The following is a 17,749-nucleotide window of genomic DNA, read 5'->3' as shown; positions in this document are numbered from 1 at the left end:
TCATGGTGCCCGCACGGGCGCGATCGCTGATCGCCCCGGCGTATGCGCTGGTGCTGTCCCTGGCCGTGAGCGCGCCGCTGTTGGCGCCGGGCTACCTGCTGCTTCGCGATGCGGTGTCCACGCCGCGCTCATATCTGTCGGATGCCGCGCTGGGGCTCGCGGAGGCGGCACCGCGCGCGCTGCCCCAGGATTTCGCGGTGGCGCTGGCGTCGACGGTGATCGACGGCGGGGTGGTGGTCAAACTGCTGTTGGTTGTCGGTCTGTGGCTTGCCGGCTGGGGAGCGGCGCGGTTGGCGGCTGTGGTCCTGCCTTCCGCCGGCGGTGCCGGCAATTCAACCGGAGCGGGATTGGCCGGCCAGTGCGTCGCGGCGACGCTGGCGATCTGGAATCCCTACGTCGCCGAACGTCTGCTGCAGGGGCACTGGAGCCTGATCGTCGGCTATGGCTGCCTGCCGTGGGTGGCCACCGCGATGCTGCGCCTGCGCGAGCCGGAACCGGGTTGGACGGGTGTGGGCGCGATCGTGTTCTGGATCGCGCTGGCCGGGTTGACGCCGACGGGGCTGATGCTCGCCGCGAGCGTGGCCCTGGTGTGTGTGTTCGCGCCGGGAGCGGGCTGGCCACGTTGGCGGTGCGCTGCGATCGCGCTGGGCACCGCGTTGATCGCGGCGCTGCCGTGGCTGGCGGCCGCGGTGGTGGCGAGGTCCTTGGCGCCGTCACAGGCCGAGGGAGTGGCGGCGTTCGCGGCGCGTGCCGAACCCGGGCTCGGCACGTTCGGGACTCTGGCCAGCCTCGGCGGGATCTGGAACAGTGAGGCCGTACCCGCTTCGCGCACAACACTTTTCGTCGTCATCGCAGCTGTCGTCCTGCTCGGCATCGTGGCGCTGGGGTTGCCCGTGGTGATCCGCAACCGCACGGCGGTGCCGCTGTTGTGCCTGGCCGGACTCGCGGTGGTGGTGCCCGCGCTCATGGCGACCGGCCCGGGTTTGGTGGCCGTCGAGGCGACGGTACGGGCACTGCCCGGACTCGGTGTGCTGCGCGACGCGCAGAAGTGGGTGGCGTTGGCGGTTCCCGGCTACGCGCTCGCGGGTGCCGCCGCGGTCGTCACACTGCGGCAGGGCCTTTGGGGACTTCCGAGACTTCCGGCCGCGGCGACTTCGCTGATCTGCTGTGCCGCGCTGATCGCGACGCTGCCCGATCTTGCGTGGGGAGTGGGCGGCAAGGTCGCACCGGTGAATTACCCCGCGGGGTGGGCGACGGCAGCGGCGATGATCAACGACGATCCGCGTCCGGTTGCCGTCCTTCCGGTCGACAGCATGCGGCGCTTCAAGTGGGCGGGCGATGCGCCCGTGCTCGACCCGCTGCCCCGGTGGGTGCGGGCAGACGTGCTGTCGACGGGCGACCTGACGATCGGCGGCCGGACGGTGCCCGGTGAGGGTGAGCGGGCGCGTGAGGTGCAGCAGCTGTTGGTGGCCGGTGCCGATCGCGACCAGTTAGCCGACGCCGGCGTCGGCTGGGTGGTCGTCGAATCCGGTGGCACCGCAGAGACATTGGCGTTGCCCGTCGCTTATCACGACGCCGATCTCACCGTTTACCGCGTGGGTGGCGACCTTTCGCGGGCATCGGGGCGCGGTGTCGTGCTGGCCGCGCATCTCGCCTGGCTGGCGCTGCTGCTGGGCGGACTGGCCGCGCTGATCTTTCGCCGAACGTGGGTTACCCGCGCGCTGTTTCGCCAGAAGCGTGCGTCGAGCCCACACTCGGGGCCAGAGGAGCGCTAGACGACGCCGCTGACCGGTGTTCCGGCGTTGACGGCCTCGAGCACGGTGCGCATCGCACTGGTGCTCTGCTCCCAGGAGAACTCGCCGCTGCGGACCGCGGCCTTGGCGCCGAGCTGGTCGCGCGCCACCGGATCGGTCAACAGCCGATCGAGCCCGTCGACGAGCCCGCTGTGATCGTCGACGAGCAGGCCGGTAACCCCGTCGACGATCGAATCGGTCAGCCCGCCCGAGGACCGGTAGCCGATGGTCGGCACACCGTGCTGGCCGGCCTCGATCACGGCGAGCGCCCAGCCCTCTTTGCGCGACGGCAGGACATGGACCCAACTGCGCTGCAGCACCTCGTGTTTGGTGTGCTCATCGACGTGTCCGTGGAACGTCACCGCATCGGAGATGCCGAGCAGTTCGGCGTGCTCGACCAGACGCTGCGCCCACCAGCCGCCGCCGAGGACGTCCAGATGAATGCCCGGAACGCGCGGGCGCAGTTCGGCGATCGCCTCAAGCGCGTCCTCGATCTGCTTGTGCGGCACCAGACGAGAGAGCACCACCACCCTCGGCGTCGCCGACCGCGGCGCGGTCAGGGTGGCCGCGGGCGCCTCATCGAGACCGTTGCGCACAACCGCGATCCGGTCGGGCTGCACACCGAGCGCGGCCAGATCCCGCGCCGATGGCAGTGACACCGTGACGTACTGATTGCGACGGTGTAGCCACGGCGACAGCTTCGACTCCACGAACCAGCCGAAGCGTCCCATCATCGGTCCGGCGACGGGCCACTGCTCACGGTGGCAGTGGTGCACGAGCACGGCGACACGTCGGCCATAGGCGAGCCGGGCCAGGAACGGGATCCCGTTCTGCGAGTCGATCACCACATCTGGCCTGACCTTGCGCAGCGGGCCAAGCCCGAGGCGGGCGAGCACCATCGACAGCCCCGCCCAGATGTAGATGGAGTAGGAGCCACCGCCGCGGCTCACCCGCACTCCGTCGACGATCTCGCGCCGCGCCGAACCCGGATAACGCGCGGTCCGCAGGGTCACGTCGACGCCCGATGCGGCCAAGTGGGCCCCGATGCGCTGTAAATACGTCTCGCTGCCGCCGCCCTGCGGGTGCCCGGTATCGCGCCAGCACAACAGCAGCACGGAGCGAACACCTCGGTCAGACATCCCGTCCACCCTAGACGCTGGCTAGGGTGGCCTGGATGGCCGTCACCGACCTTTTCGCCCGTCGGGCGACGCTCTCCAGGTCGGTGCGGCTACTGCGAGAGTTCCGCTTCGAGCAGCCCGATCCGGCCCGGTTCTACGGTGCGCTCGCCGAAGACACCTCAGCGCTGATCACCGACCTGTGGCGGGCCGAGCACGGGCTCGCGCCGACCGGGCAGACCCTGCTCGACGTCGGCGGCGGACCGGGCTACTTCGCGACGGCGTTCGCGCGCGAGGGTTTCACCTACATCGGGGTCGAGCCCGACCCGGCCGAGATGCACGGAGGATCCGCCAGAAACGACGGCACCGCCTACGTGCGGGCGTCGGGCACCGCGTTGCCGTTCGCGGACGACAGCGTCGACGTCTGCCTGTCGTCCAACGTGGCAGAGCACGTCGCCGAGCCCTGGCGGTTGGGCAACGAGATGCTGCGCGTCACGAAGCCGGGCGGAGTGGTGGTGCTGTCGTACACCGTGTGGTTGGGCCCGTTCGGCGGACACGAGACCGGCGGGTGGCACTACCTCGGGGGACAGCGCGCCGCCAGGCGCTACACGAGAAAACACGGACACCCCCCGAAGAACAACTACGGCTCGTCACTGTTTGCGGTCTCGGCCGCCGACGGACTGCAATGGGCGAACGCCACCGGCGCCCTACTCGCCGCTTTCCCCCGCTACCACCCGCGATGGGCGTGGTGGATGGTGCGCGTCCCGGTGCTGCGCGAGTTCACGGTGAGCAATGTGGTGCTGGTGCTGAAGCCGCCGATTGCAACAGGTTCTACTTTCGGGGCTTCGTAGGTAATGTGACGGTCATGACACAGACCGTCGCGTTCAAGACCCAGTGGGACAAGCTCTTCATCGGCGGCAAGTGGGTCGAGCCGGCCTCCTCGGAGGTCATCGAGGTGCGCTCACCCGCCACCGGCGAGCTGGTGGGCAAGGTGCCGCTGGCCACCGAAGCCGACGTCAACGCCGCATGCGCGGCCGCACGCAAGGCCTTCGACGAGGGCCCGTGGCCGCACATGAAGCCGCAGGAGCGCGCCGCGATCCTCGCCGCCGCCATCAAGGGCATGGAAGAGCGCGCCGACGAGCTCAAGTACCTGCTCGCCGCGGAGACCGGTCAGCCGCAGACGATCGTCGACATGATGCAGTACGGCGCCGCCATGTCGGCGTTCCAGTACTACGCCGGCGCAGCCGACAAGTTCCCGTGGCGCGACATCCGCGACGGCGTCTACGGGCAGACGCTGGTCGTGCGCGAGCCGATCGGTGTCGTCGGTGCCGTCACCGCATGGAACGTTCCGTTCTTCCTCGCGGCCAACAAGCTGGGCCCGGCCTTCCTGGCGGGCTGCACCGTCGTGCTCAAGCCCGCCGCGGAGACGCCGCTTTCGGTGTTCGCGATGGCCGAGATCTTCGCAGAGGCAGGCCTTCCCGAGGGTGTGCTGTCGATCGTGCCCGGCGGCCCGGAGACCGGACGCGCGCTGACGTCCAACCCCGAGCTGGACAAGTTCACGTTCACCGGCAGCTCCGCCGTCGGCAAGGAGATCGCCAAGATCGCCGCCGAGAAGCTCAAGCCGTGCACTCTGGAGCTCGGCGGCAAGTCGGCGGCCATCATCCTCGAGGATGCCGACCTGGACGCCACGCTTCCGATGCTCGGCTTCTCCGGTGTGATGAACAGCGGACAGGCGTGTGTCGCGCAGACCCGCATCCTCGCGCCGCGCTCGCGGTATGACGAGGTCGTGGAGAAGATCGCGAACTTCATCTCCGCGATGCCGGTCGGCCTGCCCGACGATCCGAACGCCGCGATCGGACCGCTGATTTCGGAGAAGCAGCGTGAGCGCGTCGAGGGCTACATCAAGAAGGGCGTCGAAGAGGGCGCGCGCATCGTCACCGGCGGTGGCCGCCCCGAGGGCCTGGACAGCGGCTGGTTCGTCCAGCCGACGGTCTTCGCCGATGTCGACAACTCGATGACGATCGCCCAGGAGGAGATCTTCGGACCCGTGCTGGCGGTGATCCCCTACGACACCGAGGAGGACGCCGTCCGCATCGCCAACGATTCGGTGTACGGCCTCGCGGGCAGCGTGTGGACGACCGACAACAAGAAGGCGATCGAGATCGCGAAGAAGATCCGCACCGGTACGTACGCGGTCAACATGTACGCATTCGATCCCTGTGCTCCGTTCGGCGGCTACAAGAACTCCGGTGTCGGCCGCGAAAACGGACCCGAAGGTATCGAGGCCTACGTCGAGCCCAAGAGCGTGCTCCTGCCGTTCGGCTACACCCCCGAGGACTGAGCGACGACCCCGGCTTGCTTCAGCAGCGCCAAATTATGCTGTAGACCATAGTCGCGGGCATCCTCGTTTTTCGGTCCACGCTCCCCCGGCCAGGAGATACACGATTTACCTGCTGTTTACCGATGAATGAGCTGTGACGCGGAATACAATTCTCGCGTTCGTGTGTTGTCTCTTTTATGATGCTTGACATAGGCAGGGAGGCACGCCATGTGGATCGTTGAGATCAACGTCGCTGGTCGTCGATACGTCCACGAAGTGCACGCCCGGCGACCGTTCGTCCGCTCGAGTTCACGCAAGCTCGGCTGGCGCCAGTCGCAGCTTCCGCAGACCAGCGCCGCATGACCTTTGCCGGAGGTTTGTTCTGTCTCCCAGCATGACCAAGTCCGCGACCAAACGCGGATCCACGCGCACCGCCATGTTGGTCAGTGCCGCCGAGGTGCTGCGGGAGCGTGGCGCCGCAGGCGTCACGATCGACGAGGTGCTGGCCCGCAGTGGCGCACCCCGCGGGTCGGTGTATCACCACTTCCCCGACGGTCGAAATCAGATCCTCGCCGAGGCGCTGCAGTACGCCGGTGAAGCCATCACCGAGGTCATCGACGAAGCCGCCGCCAACGGCGGCATGTTCCTGGTCAGAAAATTCGTCGTGTTCTGGGAGGAACTGCTCGTCGAGAGCAATTTCACCGCGGGCTGTCCGGTGGTCGCCGCCGCGATCGGCTCGGCCGACGAAGAGCCACAGCTCACCACGGTCGCCGGCAGCATTTTCAGTCTCTGGCGCGACGCGCTCACTCGGGCGTTCGTCTCCGACGGCTTTACCGACGTCGACGCCGCATCGCTGGCCACCATGTGCATCGCCGCACTGGAGGGAGCGGTCGTACTGTGCCGGTCGACACGTAGTGTCGGCCCGCTGAACGACGTCGCTTCCCAACTCGAGTTCCTGATCAAATCAAGGGAATTCGTGCAGCGCTACGGGTTGCCCTCCAACCCCGTCGGCTAAGCCTTACGCCAACGCGCGCAAACGAATTCACCGTTGACCCCGGCCTCCGCCAACACCCATTCCGAGCGGATCGGCAACACCGGAGATCCGCCGCCCAACGAGCACGGGGTGTAGCTCACGATCATCTCGTCGATCAGACCGGCGGCCGCGAACTGCCCCGCCACATCTCCGCCGCCCATCACCCACACGTCCTCGCCCGCGGCGGCGGCGACCAGCTTCGAGTGCAACTGGCGCACATCACCGTCGAACGTCTGCACCGGGTGTCCCTCGACGATGATGTGGGGACGGTGGGTCAGCACCCACGACGGTTGTTCGTAGGGCCACGCGCCGGGCTGATTGCGCAACAGCCACTCGTAGGTCGCCGATCCCATCACCAGTGCACCAATGGATTTCATGAAATCGTCATACCCGAACGGGCCGTCGGGATCGATCTCACGTGACGTAAGCCAGTCGAGGCTGCCCGACTCGTCGACGATGTAGCCGTCCAGGCTGGACGCGGTGTAGTAGACGGTGGCCATGTTCGTTACCTTTCGCGCGCTTTCGTCATCCATTCGAGTGGGTCACCATGTCCGGTACGGATGCCATGGTGGGCAAGCATCGCCCTGGCCAGTCCGCGGCGGTGCGCGGAGAAGGTCAGCACGTGGGCGACAATTCCGTAGAGCTGGAACGACTCCGGCGGGTCACAAAGCGCATCGATGACTGTATCGCCCAATCGCCCGGCCACCGAGTACTCCGAAACCATTGCGCTCCAGCGCTTTGCGATATCCGCATGATGATCGGCCAACTGTTCAGCCGTGCACGTGTCGGGCTGTGTCGCGGCACGGTCAGGAAAATCCCGGCCTTCGATCGTCGCCAGCCACACCTGTTTGGTCCACACGACGGCGCCGAGCACCGCCCCGACGCTCGCTTCGGGACCGTCCCATTCGAGCACTTGCTGTCCTGGCGAAATATCGTCTGCCCACTGCTCTTTGGACAGTCCGGTCGCCTGATCGATGAGGTAGGCGGTGTCGGCCACGTCGTGGGCGACCATCAACCTCGAGATGTCGGGTTGTTCGGCCCCAGCGGACTTTTCGTCGCTGTCGAGCCAGAGAGAGTTTGGGGGATGGAAGTGCAACCCGTTCGGTGCGGGCAGCCGGAATCCGATCTCGGCCGCGCGCGACGGCGGCGTCCCGAAGGTACGGCTGAACGCGCGGGAGAACACCTCGGCCGACGACCAGCCCTCATCGGCGGCCACCGCCGACACGGACTCGCCCCGGTGCAGACGCCACGCCGCGCGCTCGAGCATGATGCGGCGCCGCAGCGCGGCCGGAGACTCCCCCGTCAGCCGCCGGACCTCCCGGGAGAAGTGGAACTCCGACGCGTAACTGCTGCGCGCCATCTCGCCGACGTCGCTGTTGTCGGCGTCCACGACCGCGTCGAGCAGTTCGCGGAGTCGGTCGCGGTGGGATCGCTCGCTCACGGTGTTCGAGTATGGTCGCCGCGACCCCGACAGGGACATGACAATTCCTGCTGCGCTGGGGCCACTACTGTCATGGGCAGTGACTGAATTCGACGAACTGTGCGCCAATGACCCGGAGCTGGCCGAACTACGATCGGCCATCCGGGAGTTTCTGGTCGCCGACCGCGAGAAGTTCGGCTGGGAGCCTGCGATCGACTCCTGGCTGGCCAGGTGGGACGGTGAATTCTCCGCCCGGCTGGCCGACGCGGGCTTCGTCGGCCTGACCATCCCGACCGAGTACGGCGGACACGGGCTGGGGCACCTGCACCGCTATGTGGTGACCGAGGAGTTGCTGGCGCACGGCGCGCCCGTCGCCGCGCACTGGTTCGCCGATCGCCAGTTCGCCCCGTCGCTGTTGTCCTACGGCAGCGACGAGCAGCGTAAGGAGTTTCTGCCGGTCATCGCCAAGGGCAGGCTGCATGCGGCCATCGGGATGAGCGAACACGACGCAGGCTCCGACCTGGCCGCGGTCAAGACGCGCGCCGAGCAGGTCGACGGCGGCTGGTCGCTGAGCGGCACCAAGGTGTGGACCAGCGGCGCACATCTCGCGCAACGGATCGTCGTGCTGGCCCGCACCAGCCCGCTCGATCCCGAACATCGCCACGCCGGGTTCAGCCAGTTCTTCGTGGCGCTGGACTCCCCCGGCATCACGATCGACCCGATCGTGCAAATGGGCGGAGAACATCACTTCAACGAGGTGACGTTCGACGACGTGTTCGTGCCCGATACCGACGTGCTGGGCAGCATCGGCGACGGCTGGCGGCAGGTCACCTCCGAGCTCGGCTTCGAGCGCAGCGGACCCGAACGCATCCTGTCGACGGTCACCTTGGTCTGCGACGCCATCCGCGCTCTGCCCGACGATGCCGACGACGGCACCGCCGCGGCGGTCGGTGACCTCGTGGCCCGGATGATTTCGCTTCGCCAGCTGTCGATTTCGGTGGCCCGCGCACTGGCCGCCGGTGAGGACGCGGCGACCAGCGCCGCCCTGGTGAAGGATCTGGGCACCCGATTCGAGCAGGACTCCGTCGAGTTGGTCGCTGATCTCCTCGACCGAGTGGACGACGGTCGAACCCCGGAGGCCCGGCGCCTGCGTGCGTTGTTGGACACCGCTCGATTGCATTCGCCGTTGTTCACGCTGCGCGGCGGCACCAACGAGGTCCTGCGGGGTGTGGTGGCACGAGGATTGGGTGTGCGGTGAACGAACTGGAACAACTCGTCGCCGACATCGGTGAGCGCGCGTTGGAAGCCCGGCACGGCAGGCCCGCGTACCCCGACACATTCGACGAGAAGCTGTGGCGCAACCTCGAAGAGACCGGGCTGAGCCGGTTGACGTCCACCGAGGACGCCGGGCCCGCGGAAGCGGCGACACTGCTCACGGGTCTGGCCCGGAGTGCGGCAGCGGTTCCGATCGTCGAAACCGACCTATTGGCAATGTTTCTCGCGGCCAAGGCCAACGTCACCGTCCCTGAGACCGGACCGCTGACCGTCGCGCTGGCAGATGCCGACCTGCGCGACGGCACCGTAGCGGGAACGGCACACGATGTGCTGTGGGCGGACTCGACGCCCGTGGTGGTCGCCGCGAAGACGGCCGACGGACTGTACGTCGGACTGGTGACCGCTGAACCGACCGCGACGAGCCACAACCTCGCCGGCGAGCCACGCGGCACATTCGACTTCGAGTTCCAGGCGCACGACGTGCTCGACGCTCAGGTAATCGACGAGTTGACCCGCCGTGGTGCATGGGCTCGTTGCGTGCAGGTGATCGGCGCACTCGAAGCCGCCCGGGATCTCACGGTGAGGCATACCAGCGAGCGTGTTCAGTTCGGCCGTCCGCTGTCCAAGTTCCAGGCGGTGCAGCACTCACTGGCCGAGATGGCGGGCGAGATCGAGCGTGCGCGAGCCGCCACCGATCTGGCCGTCACCGCCGCCACTGACTTCGGATTCGACAGCGCGGCAACTGATTACGCGGTGACAGTGGCCAAGGTGGCCGTCGGCCGCGCCGTCGAGTCGGTGACCAGGATCGCGCACCAGCTGCACGGCGCGATCGGCGTGACCGTCGAGCACCGGCTGTGGCTGTTCACGACGCGGGCCCGCAATTGGGTCGACGACTTCGGTGCGACAACGCAGTACGCGCGGCGACTCGGGCGGATTGCACTCGCCGCCGAGGACCCGTGGCAGGTCGTGGTCAGCTGTCCAGAACCGCGTTGACGCGTGCTTCGACGTCCACCCGGTCGCCGAGGTCGGTCAGGTTGATCCCGAACCTGTCGGTCAGGGTGTCGAGCACGTCGGCTGCGGTTGCGAATCGGATGCGCTCGGTGGCCCCGCCGCTGTGAATAGCCAGGTTGCGGCCACGCAGATTCCAGCGGGCGTCGTCGGTGACCAGCGCAACCGACAGCCCGACGACGAACGTCGACCGCGGATACGTTGACACATACCAACTTCCGACTTCACGGTCGATACGCGGGCGCGGTTGCGTGGTGAACATGTACAGCGTCTGCCAGTCGCCGCGGATCTGCGCCTGTAGCACGTAGCCATCTCCGTCGGAGAGAATGCGGTACGGCTCATGCCGGGTGGGCTGCACGGTGTCGACCTCAAGCCGAATGGGGGACGACAGGGTCTGTCCTCCGAAGCCGACGTCGACGAGCCACGGCCCGTCGTCGCCGGGCACGGTCACCGACAGCGCCTCGTGCGTCATCGCGGGCAGTTCACCCGAGGTGTCCATCCACACGACTCGTGCGCCGAGGCGCTGCACTCCAAAACCCAACTCCGCGAGCGCATATCCCATCACGCCGTTCTGCTCGTAGCAGTAACCGCCGCGACGCCGCGCCACGAGCTTGTCGAACAGCGCCGCCCGGCCGAGATCCGCGACGGGAATTCCCGTCAACGGGTCGAGATTCTCGAACGGAATCGCGGCGGTGTGGGCCGCGACAAGCGCGCGCAACGTCTCGAGCGTGGGCGTAGCAGGGCCGGTGTAGCCGATACGAAGGAAGTAGTCGGACAGGTCAGTCATCACACCATCGTGGGACCTCAAGAACCGTTGAGGTCAAGGCTCTGTCAGGTGCCCGTCCACTTGGGCGCGCGCTTCTCGGCGAACGCGATCGCACCCTCCTTGGCGTCGTTGGACATGAAGACGGGCGCCAGGATGTTCATCTGGTTGGTCCACATCTCCTCAGGTCCCCAACTGCGCGACTCGACGATGATCCGCTTCGTGGCGGCCACGGCCAGCGGCCCGTTCGCGGTGATCTTCTCCGCCAGCGCAATCGCCGCGTCGAGCGCTTGCCCCGGCTCGGCCAACACGTTGACCAGGCCCAGCTCCTTGGCACGCGCGGCGGGCAGGTTCTCACCGGTCAACGCCAGTTCCATCGCCACGGCGGGCGGGATGCGCTGCGGCAGCCGCAATAGTCCACCGCCGCCGGCGACCAGTCCGCGCTTGACCTCGGGGATGCCGAAGGCCGAGTCATTGGACGCCACGATCAGATCGGTGGCCAGCGCCAGCTCGCATCCGCCGGCCAGGCAGTACCCCTCGACCGCCGCAATCAATGGTTTGGCCGGCGGCTTCTCGGTGAAGCCCATGCCGCGGCCCTCGACGACGACGTTCTCGCCGCGCGCGAAGGCCTTGAGGTCCATCCCCGCGGAGAACGAACCCCCTGCTCCGGTCAGCACACCCACCGAGAGTCCTGCGTCGCCGTCGAGCCGGTCCATTGCGTCGGCGAGACCTCGGCTGACGTCGGCGTTCACGGCGTTGCGGGCCTGCGGCCGGTTGATGGTGATGATCAAAATCCGGTCGCGCTGCTCGACCAGGACGGCTTGTTCGCTGTTGTCACTCACGCGGCTGATCGTAACGGCCGCCCCGTCGTGTTAGGCAGGCGGCGGCGCGCGACGATCAGCCCTTCTTGCCGTTGCCGTTGCCGTTGCCGTTGCCCCTGCCTTTTGGTTTCTTCGGAGCTGGCGCCTCATCGACGACCGGAACGGAGGTCGGCGACGGCGGCGGCTGCGAACTCACCGGGGGCGGGGGCGCGGGAACGGCACTGCTTGTGCTGATCGGCTGTGGTGACTGCGTGGTCGACGACGGATCAAGGGCCAGCGCGAGCGTTCCGACGGTCAGCGCGACGAACGCCGCCGCTGCAAGCAACAGTTTCCGCCCCCGGCTCATGGGCCTGCGGCGAGCCGATGGCACGAAGTAGTTGGCTGATGGAGCGTCGTTGACTGGCGGAGCCAGGTAATTGGCGGTCGGCGACGGCGGTTGTGCGAGCACCTTGGTTGACGGCCGGTGCCTCGCTGCCGGTGTCCCTACAGTCGAATACTGCGCATCCGGGGCGCCTGAGAGTGCGGCCCGCATCTCGACGGCACTGCCGAATCTCGCGCCGACGCCATCGGCGCCCATCGCCCGATTGATCACCGCTGCTAGGTCGACGTCAACATCGGGTCGAACCGCCTCGATCCGTGGGGGCGGATCGTCCAATATGGCCCGGATCAGCGACGCGGGGTTCTCCTGCGGAAACGGCCGTCGCCCGCTGAGCGCTTCGTATGACATGACGCCCACCGCGTAGAGGTCGTCAGCTACCGAGGCGGGAGCACCCGCGACCCGCTCACGGCTCATGTACGCCATCGTTCCGACGATCTGCCCGGTTGCGGTGAGGGCTGCACCCGCGGTCTTCGCGATGCCGAAGTCGGCGACCTTCATAGCGCCGCCGTCATGGGTGACCAGGACGTTGCCGGGTTTGATGTCGCGGTGCACAACCCCCGCTGCATGGGCGGTCGCCAGCGCGCCCAACACGTCGTCGAGCATCGCCCGGACCCGATGCTGCGCCATGGGCCCCGTCGCGATCTCGTCGTCCAGGGTGCGGCCCGGCAGCCGCTCCATCACGATGAACGGTGTCCCGTCGTGCTCACCGCAATCGTGCACCGCCACGATATTGGGATGGTTGAGCGAGGCGGCGGCCTGCGCCTCCGTCTCGAACCGGTGACGCGCATCGGCGTCGGCCTTGAAGGCGGGATACAGCAGCTTGATGGCCACTGGTCTGCTCAGACGGGTATCCCACCCGTCGTAGACCTCGGCCATCCCGCCGCGGCCGAGCAGGCCCCGCACCTCGTATCGGCCCGCAAGCACTTCGCGGCCCTCCATGGCCGATAAGGTAGCCCGACAGACCCTGCGCCAAACCCTGATGCTCGCGCGGTGAATTTCGGCGGCCGCGCACGGGGTAAACTAGAACACGTTTCAATTTGAAGCAAGGGGAAGCTGTGACCGACACCGAACCTTCGGAGCTCACCAAGTGGGATCCGGGTCTGACCGAACGCGTCATGGGGATCATGCGGCCCTTCCTGAAGCGGTACTTCCGCTCGGAGACGCGAGGGCTCGAGAACATTCCGCCCGGGGGCGCGCTGCTGGTCTGCAACCATTCCGGCGGCATGCTGCCGATGGACGTCCCGATTCTGGCGGCCGACTTCTACGACCACCACGGTTACGACCGCCCGCTCTACACGCTGAGCCACGACATGCTGTCGGTGGGCCCGACCGGTGATTTCTTCAAGAAGATCGGCTACATCAGCGCCAACCACGCCAACGCCGATGAAGCCCTGCGGTCCGGCGGCCTGGTGGTGGTCTTCCCCGGTGGCGATTACGACGTTTACCGGCCGACGTTCACCGAGAACGTGATCGACTTCGGCGGCCGCACCGGCTACGTGAAGGCCGCCCTGAACGCCGGGGTGCCGATCGTGCCCGCCGTGGGAATCGGTGGCCAGGAGACCCAGATCTTCCTTACGCGCGGGACCTGGCTGGCCAAGCGTCTGGGGCCCATCGCCCGTCTGGCGCGCACCAAGATCGTGCCGGTGTCCTTCGGTTTCCCGTTCGGCCTGTCCCTGGTGGTTCCGCCCAACATTCCGCTGCCATCCAAGATCGTGATGAAGGTGCTGCCGGCCATCGACCTCACCGCCGAGTTCGGTGAGGATCCCGACATCGACGAGATCGACGCGCATGTGCGGCATGTGATGCAGCGGGCGCTGGACGAACTGGCCGGCGAACGCCGGCTTCCGATACTGGGTTGAGCTGGTTTTGAATATCGCCGCGGTGGCTATCAAGGTCTTTCATGAGTAAGCGTCGCTACACGGTGCTGCGCGCGGTCGCAGAACTCGTCAACGCCGCCAACGGCGTACAACCCGTCGCTCGTGAGGGTTACCCCACGATTCCGGTGTTTGCGTTCGGCTGGCCGACGTCTGAGATGTCACCGGTGTACATGGGCGTCTCGATGCTCGACGCGCTGCGCCGCGGCCTGCGCGGCGACTTCCGCGGGACCTCGGGCCGAATCGCGTTGGTGTTGACGGCAATTGCGTGGGCTCTGCTCTACCTCATCCATCGCCGCAACGTGGCCGCGGAACCGCACTTCGAGGAACCACTGCGCAGGGCGCTCGGCAACGACTACGAACAGATCGCCGCCCAGTCGCAGCCGCGGCGCCGAACCCAAATCGGCGTGTGGCCAACCGACCTGGTCCGCAGGCGCTATGTTGAGAAGGCGAGCACCGTGCAGTACGGTCCGCACGCCCGGTCGAACCGCGCCGACATCTGGCGCCGTGCCGACCTGCCCCGCGACGGTAAGGCACCCGTGCTGCTGCAGGTACCCGGCGGCGCGTGGGCGATCGGGATGCGGCGCCCGCAGTCTTATGCCCTGCTGAGCCATATGGCCGAACGCGGCTGGGTGTGCTTGTCGATCGACTACCGCGTCAGCCCCAGGAACACCTGGCCTGACCACATCGTCGACGTCAAGCGTGCCATCGCCTGGATCAAAGAGAACATCGCCGACTACGGCGGCGACCCGAATTTCGTCGCGGTAACCGGGGGTTCGGCCGGGGGTCACCTCTCCTCGCTGGCCGCGCTGACACCGAACGATCCGCAGTGGCAGCCCGGATTCGAGGATGCCGACACCTCGGTCGTGGCCGCCGTACCGATCTACGGCCGCTACGACTGGTTCACCTCCCACGGTTCCGGCCGCAAGGAATTCATCGCGTTCCTGCAGAAGTTCGTGGTGAAGAAGCCGTTCGCGCAGAACAGGCAGACGTACCTCGACGCGTCCTCGATCAGGCGGTTACGCGCCGATGCGCCACCGTTTTTCATCCTGCACGGTCAAGACGACTCCATCATCCCGGTGGGTGAGGGCCGTGAGTTCGCCTCGGCGTTGCGCGAGGTATCGACGTCCACCGTCGCCTACGCGGAGATCCCGCACGCGCAGCACGCGTTCGACTTCTACTACGGGTCGCCACGCGCGCACTACACGGCGCGGGCGGTCGAGGTGTTCCTCTCCTGGGTGCACGCCAAGCGCCAGGCCAAGACAGAGTCGGCCGTGCCGGCGATCACGACATAGCGTTTTCGATCACCGTCAGCTGCTCGGAAAGTCCACCGGCACAGCGAATTTCGACGAACGCGTCGACCATCGCGTCAGTCAGCTCGTGCGGATCGCGCAGGGTGGCGCCGTCGGAGAGCACCGACACATTGAGCTGGTCGACGTAACTCCACACCGTGATGTTCAGTCCGCTACCGGTGGTGAGCGGGCCGACCGAGTAGATCTCGGTGACCAGCGCACCGCCGACGCGACCGGGCTCGCGCGGCCCTGGCACATTCGAGATCGGGATGTTGAGCACCTTGTTCTGGCCGTCCTTCTCCGCCAGCCAGTGGAACAGTCGCTCCGCGGGTGCCGGCGGGAAGTAGGACGACCACAGGCTCACGAGTTCGGGGCCCATGAGGTGATGGGTTTCCTTGGCGTTCACCGCCGCGTCGTGCACGGCCTTGACCCGCTCCAACGGATCCTCGAGTTCGATCGGCACCACCATCATGACGCCGCTGAACCGGTTGCCCGAGATCCGGTCTTTGGAGAAGTCGAAACTCACCGGCACTGAAGCCAACAGCGGGTGATCGGCCTTGCCGTCGTATTTCAGTGACAGCTGCCGCAGGGCGCCCGCCGAGATCGCGAGCACCATGTCGTTGATCGTGACGTTGAGGTGCTTCGCGGTTTCCTTCACGTCGGCCAGCGACAGCGTCGCGGTCGCGAACTTGCGTTGCGCATCGACGCGATGGTTCATGAACGACGGCGGCGGGGTGAACGGGCGGGTGAGCTCGGGCGACAGCTTCCGCGAACTCTGCCGCACCCGTCGCAGCCCCTTAGCGGTGTACGCCACCACGCCCGGAAATCGGCCGATGTGCCGCATGTGGTCGGCGAAGGCCGTTCGCAACAGCTCACTCTTGGTCGGCGGCGGGTCACACGCGTAGGAGTCCCGGTCGGTTTGCAGCCCCTGCTGCAGATCCATCCCGCGGGCCAGCAGGTTCGCCGAGGCCACACCGTCGGCCAGGGCATGGTGAATCTTGCCGAGCACCGCGATCCGGCCGTTGGCCAGGCCTTCGATGAAGTACATCTCCCACAGCGGCCGACTGCGGTCGAGCGGGGTACTGGCGATCCGTCCCACCGCCTCGTCGAGCTGACGGCGGCCGCCGGGACTGTCGACCCGATACGGGCGGACGTGATATTCGAGATCGACCTCGCAGTTCTCCCGCCACATCGGGTGGTGGAACTTGAGCGGGACGTCGACGAGCTGATAGCAGAACGGCTCGAGCTTGTGGAGACGACCGTGGATGACTTGGCGGAACTCATCGATGCCGAACTGCCGGCCCTTCAGCTCGGAGATGTCGATAACCGCGAGCTTGAGAGTGTGCATGTGCACGGTCGGCGTCTCGCTGTACAGCAGGACGGCGTCCCACCCGCTGAGTCTCTTCACAAGCTACCTCCCTGCCCGGGGCAGCTAGATGACCTTCTTCGCCCCGATCAGCGACCGGTTGCGGTGAATCTGGTTGAGGAACAACCCGATTGCGGTCGACATCGATCCCGTGCGAGCGCCGTCGATCATATCGAACGCATGACCCGCGCCCGGCAGTTCGACGTAACCCACGACTGTTTGCGACACCGCGCGCAGTTGCTCGACGAAGCTGCGCGCCTGCGCGACGGGGATGACGCTGTCGCCGGTGCCGTGGATGACCAGGAAGGGAGGCGCGTCGGAGTGCACGCGGGCAATCGGCGACGCCTTTCGGAACACGTCGCGATGCTTGTCGAGCTTGCGCTTGACCACCACGCGTTCCAGGAAGTCGACGAACCTGACCCGTTCGACGGTGGAGCGGTCCTCCCAGTCGTAACGGCCGTAGATCGGCACGACGGCGTCTACCGAGGTGTCGGAGCCCTCCGGAAGTTCCGCCTGCATGTCCGGGTCGTTGGGGGTCAGGCCGGCCAGCGCCGCCAGGTGGCCGCCGGCGGAGGTGCCGCCGATCGTCACGAAGTTGCGGTCGCCGCCGAATTTGTCGACGTTGGCGCGCGCCCACGCGATCGCCGTCTTGACGTCGGTGATGTGCGACGGCCACGTGTGGTGCGGCGCCACTCGATAGTCGATGGACAGGCAGACCCAGCCGAGTTCGGCCAGGTGCGACATGAGCGCATAGCCCTGCAGCAGCCTGCTGCCGTGGACCCAGGCACCGCCTGGCACGAAGATGAACACCGGCGCGGGTTCGGCGGGCAGAGCCTCGCGGCGCCACACGTCGAGAAGCTGAGACGGCCGGGGGCCGTATTGCACCGACGTGCGGTGGACGTTGCGGCGCTGCTCGCGCATCTTCCACAGCGGGGGCACCTTCTCGGGTGCCGGCCACTCGATGTCGAGATCCTTGGCGTTGACGATGCCGCGCAGCGCAGTCGCGGTGACGTTTTGGGTGCTGTCGCGCTCGGCGCGCTTTTGCTCACCGCTTCCGGGGCTAAGCACTGACTTCGCCGTCGCGTTCAGGAAGTCGGGGAGGTGGCGGTATCCCCAGACGCTCATTGCGGTGGCAGCGCCAAGAGGCTCAAGGTGTTTCCCGATGACGGGCAGGGACGCCGACGCCACGCTCATGGCCATGATGTAGTCCGAAGGCCCGGCGTTCAGCAACCACCGGGCACGTGTCCAGATCGTCGGTCCGGGGTACCGCGTGTCCGGTTGAGGAGACAT

At 67.1% G+C, this 17,749-nt stretch carries 17 protein-coding genes; 9 read left to right on the top strand and 8 right to left on the bottom strand.

The window, feature by feature from the left end; translation table 11 throughout:
- Window positions 1–2: 2 nt before the first annotated feature.
- Window positions 3–1,775, top strand: coding sequence for an MmpA family trehalose lipid delivery protein (locus tag G6N36_RS22705; protein WP_235690139.1), 1,773 nt, complete (start codon window positions 3–5; stop codon window positions 1,773–1,775).
- Here the strand turns inward: G6N36_RS22705 and G6N36_RS22700 are convergent.
- Window positions 1,772–2,932, bottom strand: a complete 1,161-nt coding sequence (locus G6N36_RS22700) for a glycosyltransferase family 4 protein (RefSeq protein WP_163689066.1) — start codon at window positions 2,930–2,932, stop codon at window positions 1,772–1,774. The genes G6N36_RS22705 and G6N36_RS22700 overlap by 4 nt on opposite strands.
- A gap of 35 nt (window positions 2,933–2,967) precedes the next feature.
- Between G6N36_RS22700 and G6N36_RS22695 the strand changes: the two genes are divergently transcribed.
- The 4 genes from G6N36_RS22695 to G6N36_RS22685 all read left to right on the top strand — a co-directional run bounded on the left by G6N36_RS22695 (window position 2,968) and on the right by G6N36_RS22685 (window position 6,243).
- The gene (locus G6N36_RS22695) at window positions 2,968–3,759 is read left to right on the top strand and encodes a class I SAM-dependent methyltransferase (protein ID WP_163689065.1); all 792 of its coding nucleotides are present in this window, start codon (window positions 2,968–2,970) and stop codon (window positions 3,757–3,759) included.
- 14 nt (window positions 3,760–3,773) lie between these two features.
- Window positions 3,774–5,249, top strand: coding sequence for an aldehyde dehydrogenase (locus G6N36_RS22690; protein ID WP_163689064.1), 1,476 nt, complete (start codon window positions 3,774–3,776; stop codon window positions 5,247–5,249).
- A gap of 207 nt (window positions 5,250–5,456) precedes the next feature.
- Window positions 5,457–5,591 (top strand): hypothetical protein, encoded by a 135-nt coding sequence (locus G6N36_RS30150; protein ID WP_264001522.1) that lies wholly within the window; start codon window positions 5,457–5,459, stop codon window positions 5,589–5,591.
- Between the two features lie 31 nt (window positions 5,592–5,622).
- Window positions 5,623–6,243 (top strand): TetR/AcrR family transcriptional regulator, encoded by a 621-nt coding sequence (locus tag G6N36_RS22685; RefSeq protein ID WP_163689063.1) that lies wholly within the window; start codon window positions 5,623–5,625, stop codon window positions 6,241–6,243.
- On the opposite strand, the gene G6N36_RS22680 is transcribed toward G6N36_RS22685, so the two are convergent.
- Entirely contained in the window at window positions 6,240–6,761 is a 522-nt protein-coding gene (locus G6N36_RS22680) for a dihydrofolate reductase family protein (protein ID WP_163689062.1), read from the bottom strand. The two genes, G6N36_RS22685 and G6N36_RS22680, sit on opposite strands and share 4 nt — an antisense overlap.
- Before the next feature lie 5 nt (window positions 6,762–6,766).
- Window positions 6,767–7,741: a helix-turn-helix domain-containing protein gene (locus tag G6N36_RS22675; RefSeq protein WP_163689061.1), complete on the bottom strand. Its 975-nt coding sequence runs from the start codon at window positions 7,739–7,741 to the stop codon at window positions 6,767–6,769.
- A gap of 40 nt (window positions 7,742–7,781) precedes the next feature.
- Between G6N36_RS22675 and G6N36_RS22670 the strand changes: the two genes are divergently transcribed.
- Window positions 7,782–8,939 (top strand): acyl-CoA dehydrogenase family protein, encoded by a 1,158-nt coding sequence (locus tag G6N36_RS22670; protein WP_163689060.1) that lies wholly within the window; start codon window positions 7,782–7,784, stop codon window positions 8,937–8,939.
- Window positions 8,936–9,949 carry an acyl-CoA dehydrogenase family protein gene (locus G6N36_RS22665; RefSeq protein WP_163689059.1) on the top strand — a complete coding sequence of 338 codons (1,014 nt, stop codon included), beginning with the start codon at window positions 8,936–8,938 and terminating at the stop codon, window positions 9,947–9,949. Before G6N36_RS22670 ends, G6N36_RS22665 begins: the two co-directional genes overlap by 4 nt.
- Here G6N36_RS22665 and G6N36_RS22660 read toward each other — a convergent pair.
- The 3 genes from G6N36_RS22660 to G6N36_RS22650 are packed head-to-tail and all read right to left on the bottom strand — an operon-like array spanning window position 9,927 to window position 12,866.
- Complete coding sequence (locus G6N36_RS22660; protein WP_163689058.1) at window positions 9,927–10,751, bottom strand: arylamine N-acetyltransferase family protein; 825 nt, start codon at window positions 10,749–10,751, stop codon at window positions 9,927–9,929. The genes G6N36_RS22665 and G6N36_RS22660 overlap by 23 nt on opposite strands.
- 44 nt (window positions 10,752–10,795) lie before the next feature.
- On the bottom strand, window positions 10,796–11,578 hold the full coding sequence (locus tag G6N36_RS22655; protein ID WP_163690828.1) for a crotonase/enoyl-CoA hydratase family protein: 783 nt from the start codon (window positions 11,576–11,578) through the stop codon (window positions 10,796–10,798).
- Between the two features lie 46 nt (window positions 11,579–11,624).
- On the bottom strand, window positions 11,625–12,866 hold the full coding sequence (locus G6N36_RS22650) for a serine/threonine-protein kinase (RefSeq protein ID WP_163689057.1): 1,242 nt from the start codon (window positions 12,864–12,866) through the stop codon (window positions 11,625–11,627).
- A gap of 176 nt (window positions 12,867–13,042) precedes the next feature.
- Here G6N36_RS22650 and G6N36_RS22645 point away from each other — a divergent pair, with 176 nt between their 5' ends.
- Window positions 13,043–13,786: a lysophospholipid acyltransferase family protein gene (locus G6N36_RS22645; protein ID WP_235690314.1), complete on the top strand. Its 744-nt coding sequence runs from the start codon at window positions 13,043–13,045 to the stop codon at window positions 13,784–13,786.
- Between the two features lie 41 nt (window positions 13,787–13,827).
- Complete coding sequence (locus tag G6N36_RS22640) at window positions 13,828–15,096, top strand: alpha/beta hydrolase (RefSeq protein WP_163689055.1); 1,269 nt, start codon at window positions 13,828–13,830, stop codon at window positions 15,094–15,096.
- Here the strand turns inward: G6N36_RS22640 and G6N36_RS22635 are convergent.
- Window positions 15,086–16,501, bottom strand: a complete 1,416-nt coding sequence (locus G6N36_RS22635; RefSeq protein ID WP_163689054.1) for a WS/DGAT/MGAT family O-acyltransferase — start codon at window positions 16,499–16,501, stop codon at window positions 15,086–15,088. The genes G6N36_RS22640 and G6N36_RS22635 overlap by 11 nt on opposite strands.
- 24 nt (window positions 16,502–16,525) lie before the next feature.
- Window positions 16,526–17,749, bottom strand: a complete 1,224-nt coding sequence (locus G6N36_RS22630) for an alpha/beta hydrolase (protein ID WP_163689053.1) — start codon at window positions 17,747–17,749, stop codon at window positions 16,526–16,528.

Origin of the sequence: Mycolicibacterium gadium, from assembly GCF_010728925.1 — a bacterium.
GTDB classification, from domain to species: Bacteria; Actinomycetota; Actinomycetes; order Mycobacteriales; family Mycobacteriaceae; genus Mycobacterium; species Mycobacterium gadium.
Note: the sequence above shows the minus strand (reverse complement) of the source record. Positions and strands in the feature narration are given on the sequence as shown.

Coding starts and splice junctions, on each gene's coding strand:
- G6N36_RS22705 (WP_235690139.1), top strand. CDS start 3: ATGGTGCCCGCACGGGCGCGATCGCTGATCGCCCCGGCGTATGCGCTG.
- G6N36_RS22700 (WP_163689066.1), bottom strand. CDS start 2,932: ATGTCTGACCGAGGTGTTCGCTCCGTGCTGCTGTTGTGCTGGCGCGAT.
- G6N36_RS22695 (WP_163689065.1), top strand. CDS start 2,968: ATGGCCGTCACCGACCTTTTCGCCCGTCGGGCGACGCTCTCCAGGTCG.
- G6N36_RS22690 (WP_163689064.1), top strand. CDS start 3,774: ATGACACAGACCGTCGCGTTCAAGACCCAGTGGGACAAGCTCTTCATC.
- G6N36_RS30150 (WP_264001522.1), top strand. CDS start 5,457: ATGTGGATCGTTGAGATCAACGTCGCTGGTCGTCGATACGTCCACGAA.
- G6N36_RS22685 (WP_163689063.1), top strand. CDS start 5,623: ATGACCAAGTCCGCGACCAAACGCGGATCCACGCGCACCGCCATGTTG.
- G6N36_RS22680 (WP_163689062.1), bottom strand. CDS start 6,761: ATGGCCACCGTCTACTACACCGCGTCCAGCCTGGACGGCTACATCGTC.
- G6N36_RS22675 (WP_163689061.1), bottom strand. CDS start 7,741: ATGTCCCTGTCGGGGTCGCGGCGACCATACTCGAACACCGTGAGCGAG.
- G6N36_RS22660 (WP_163689058.1), bottom strand. CDS start 10,751: ATGACTGACCTGTCCGACTACTTCCTTCGTATCGGCTACACCGGCCCT.
- G6N36_RS22650 (WP_163689057.1), bottom strand. CDS start 12,866: ATGGAGGGCCGCGAAGTGCTTGCGGGCCGATACGAGGTGCGGGGCCTG.
- G6N36_RS22645 (WP_235690314.1), top strand. CDS start 13,043: ATGGGGATCATGCGGCCCTTCCTGAAGCGGTACTTCCGCTCGGAGACG.
- G6N36_RS22640 (WP_163689055.1), top strand. CDS start 13,828: ATGAGTAAGCGTCGCTACACGGTGCTGCGCGCGGTCGCAGAACTCGTC.
- G6N36_RS22630 (WP_163689053.1), bottom strand. CDS start 17,749: ATGTCTCCTCAACCGGACACGCGGTACCCCGGACCGACGATCTGGACA.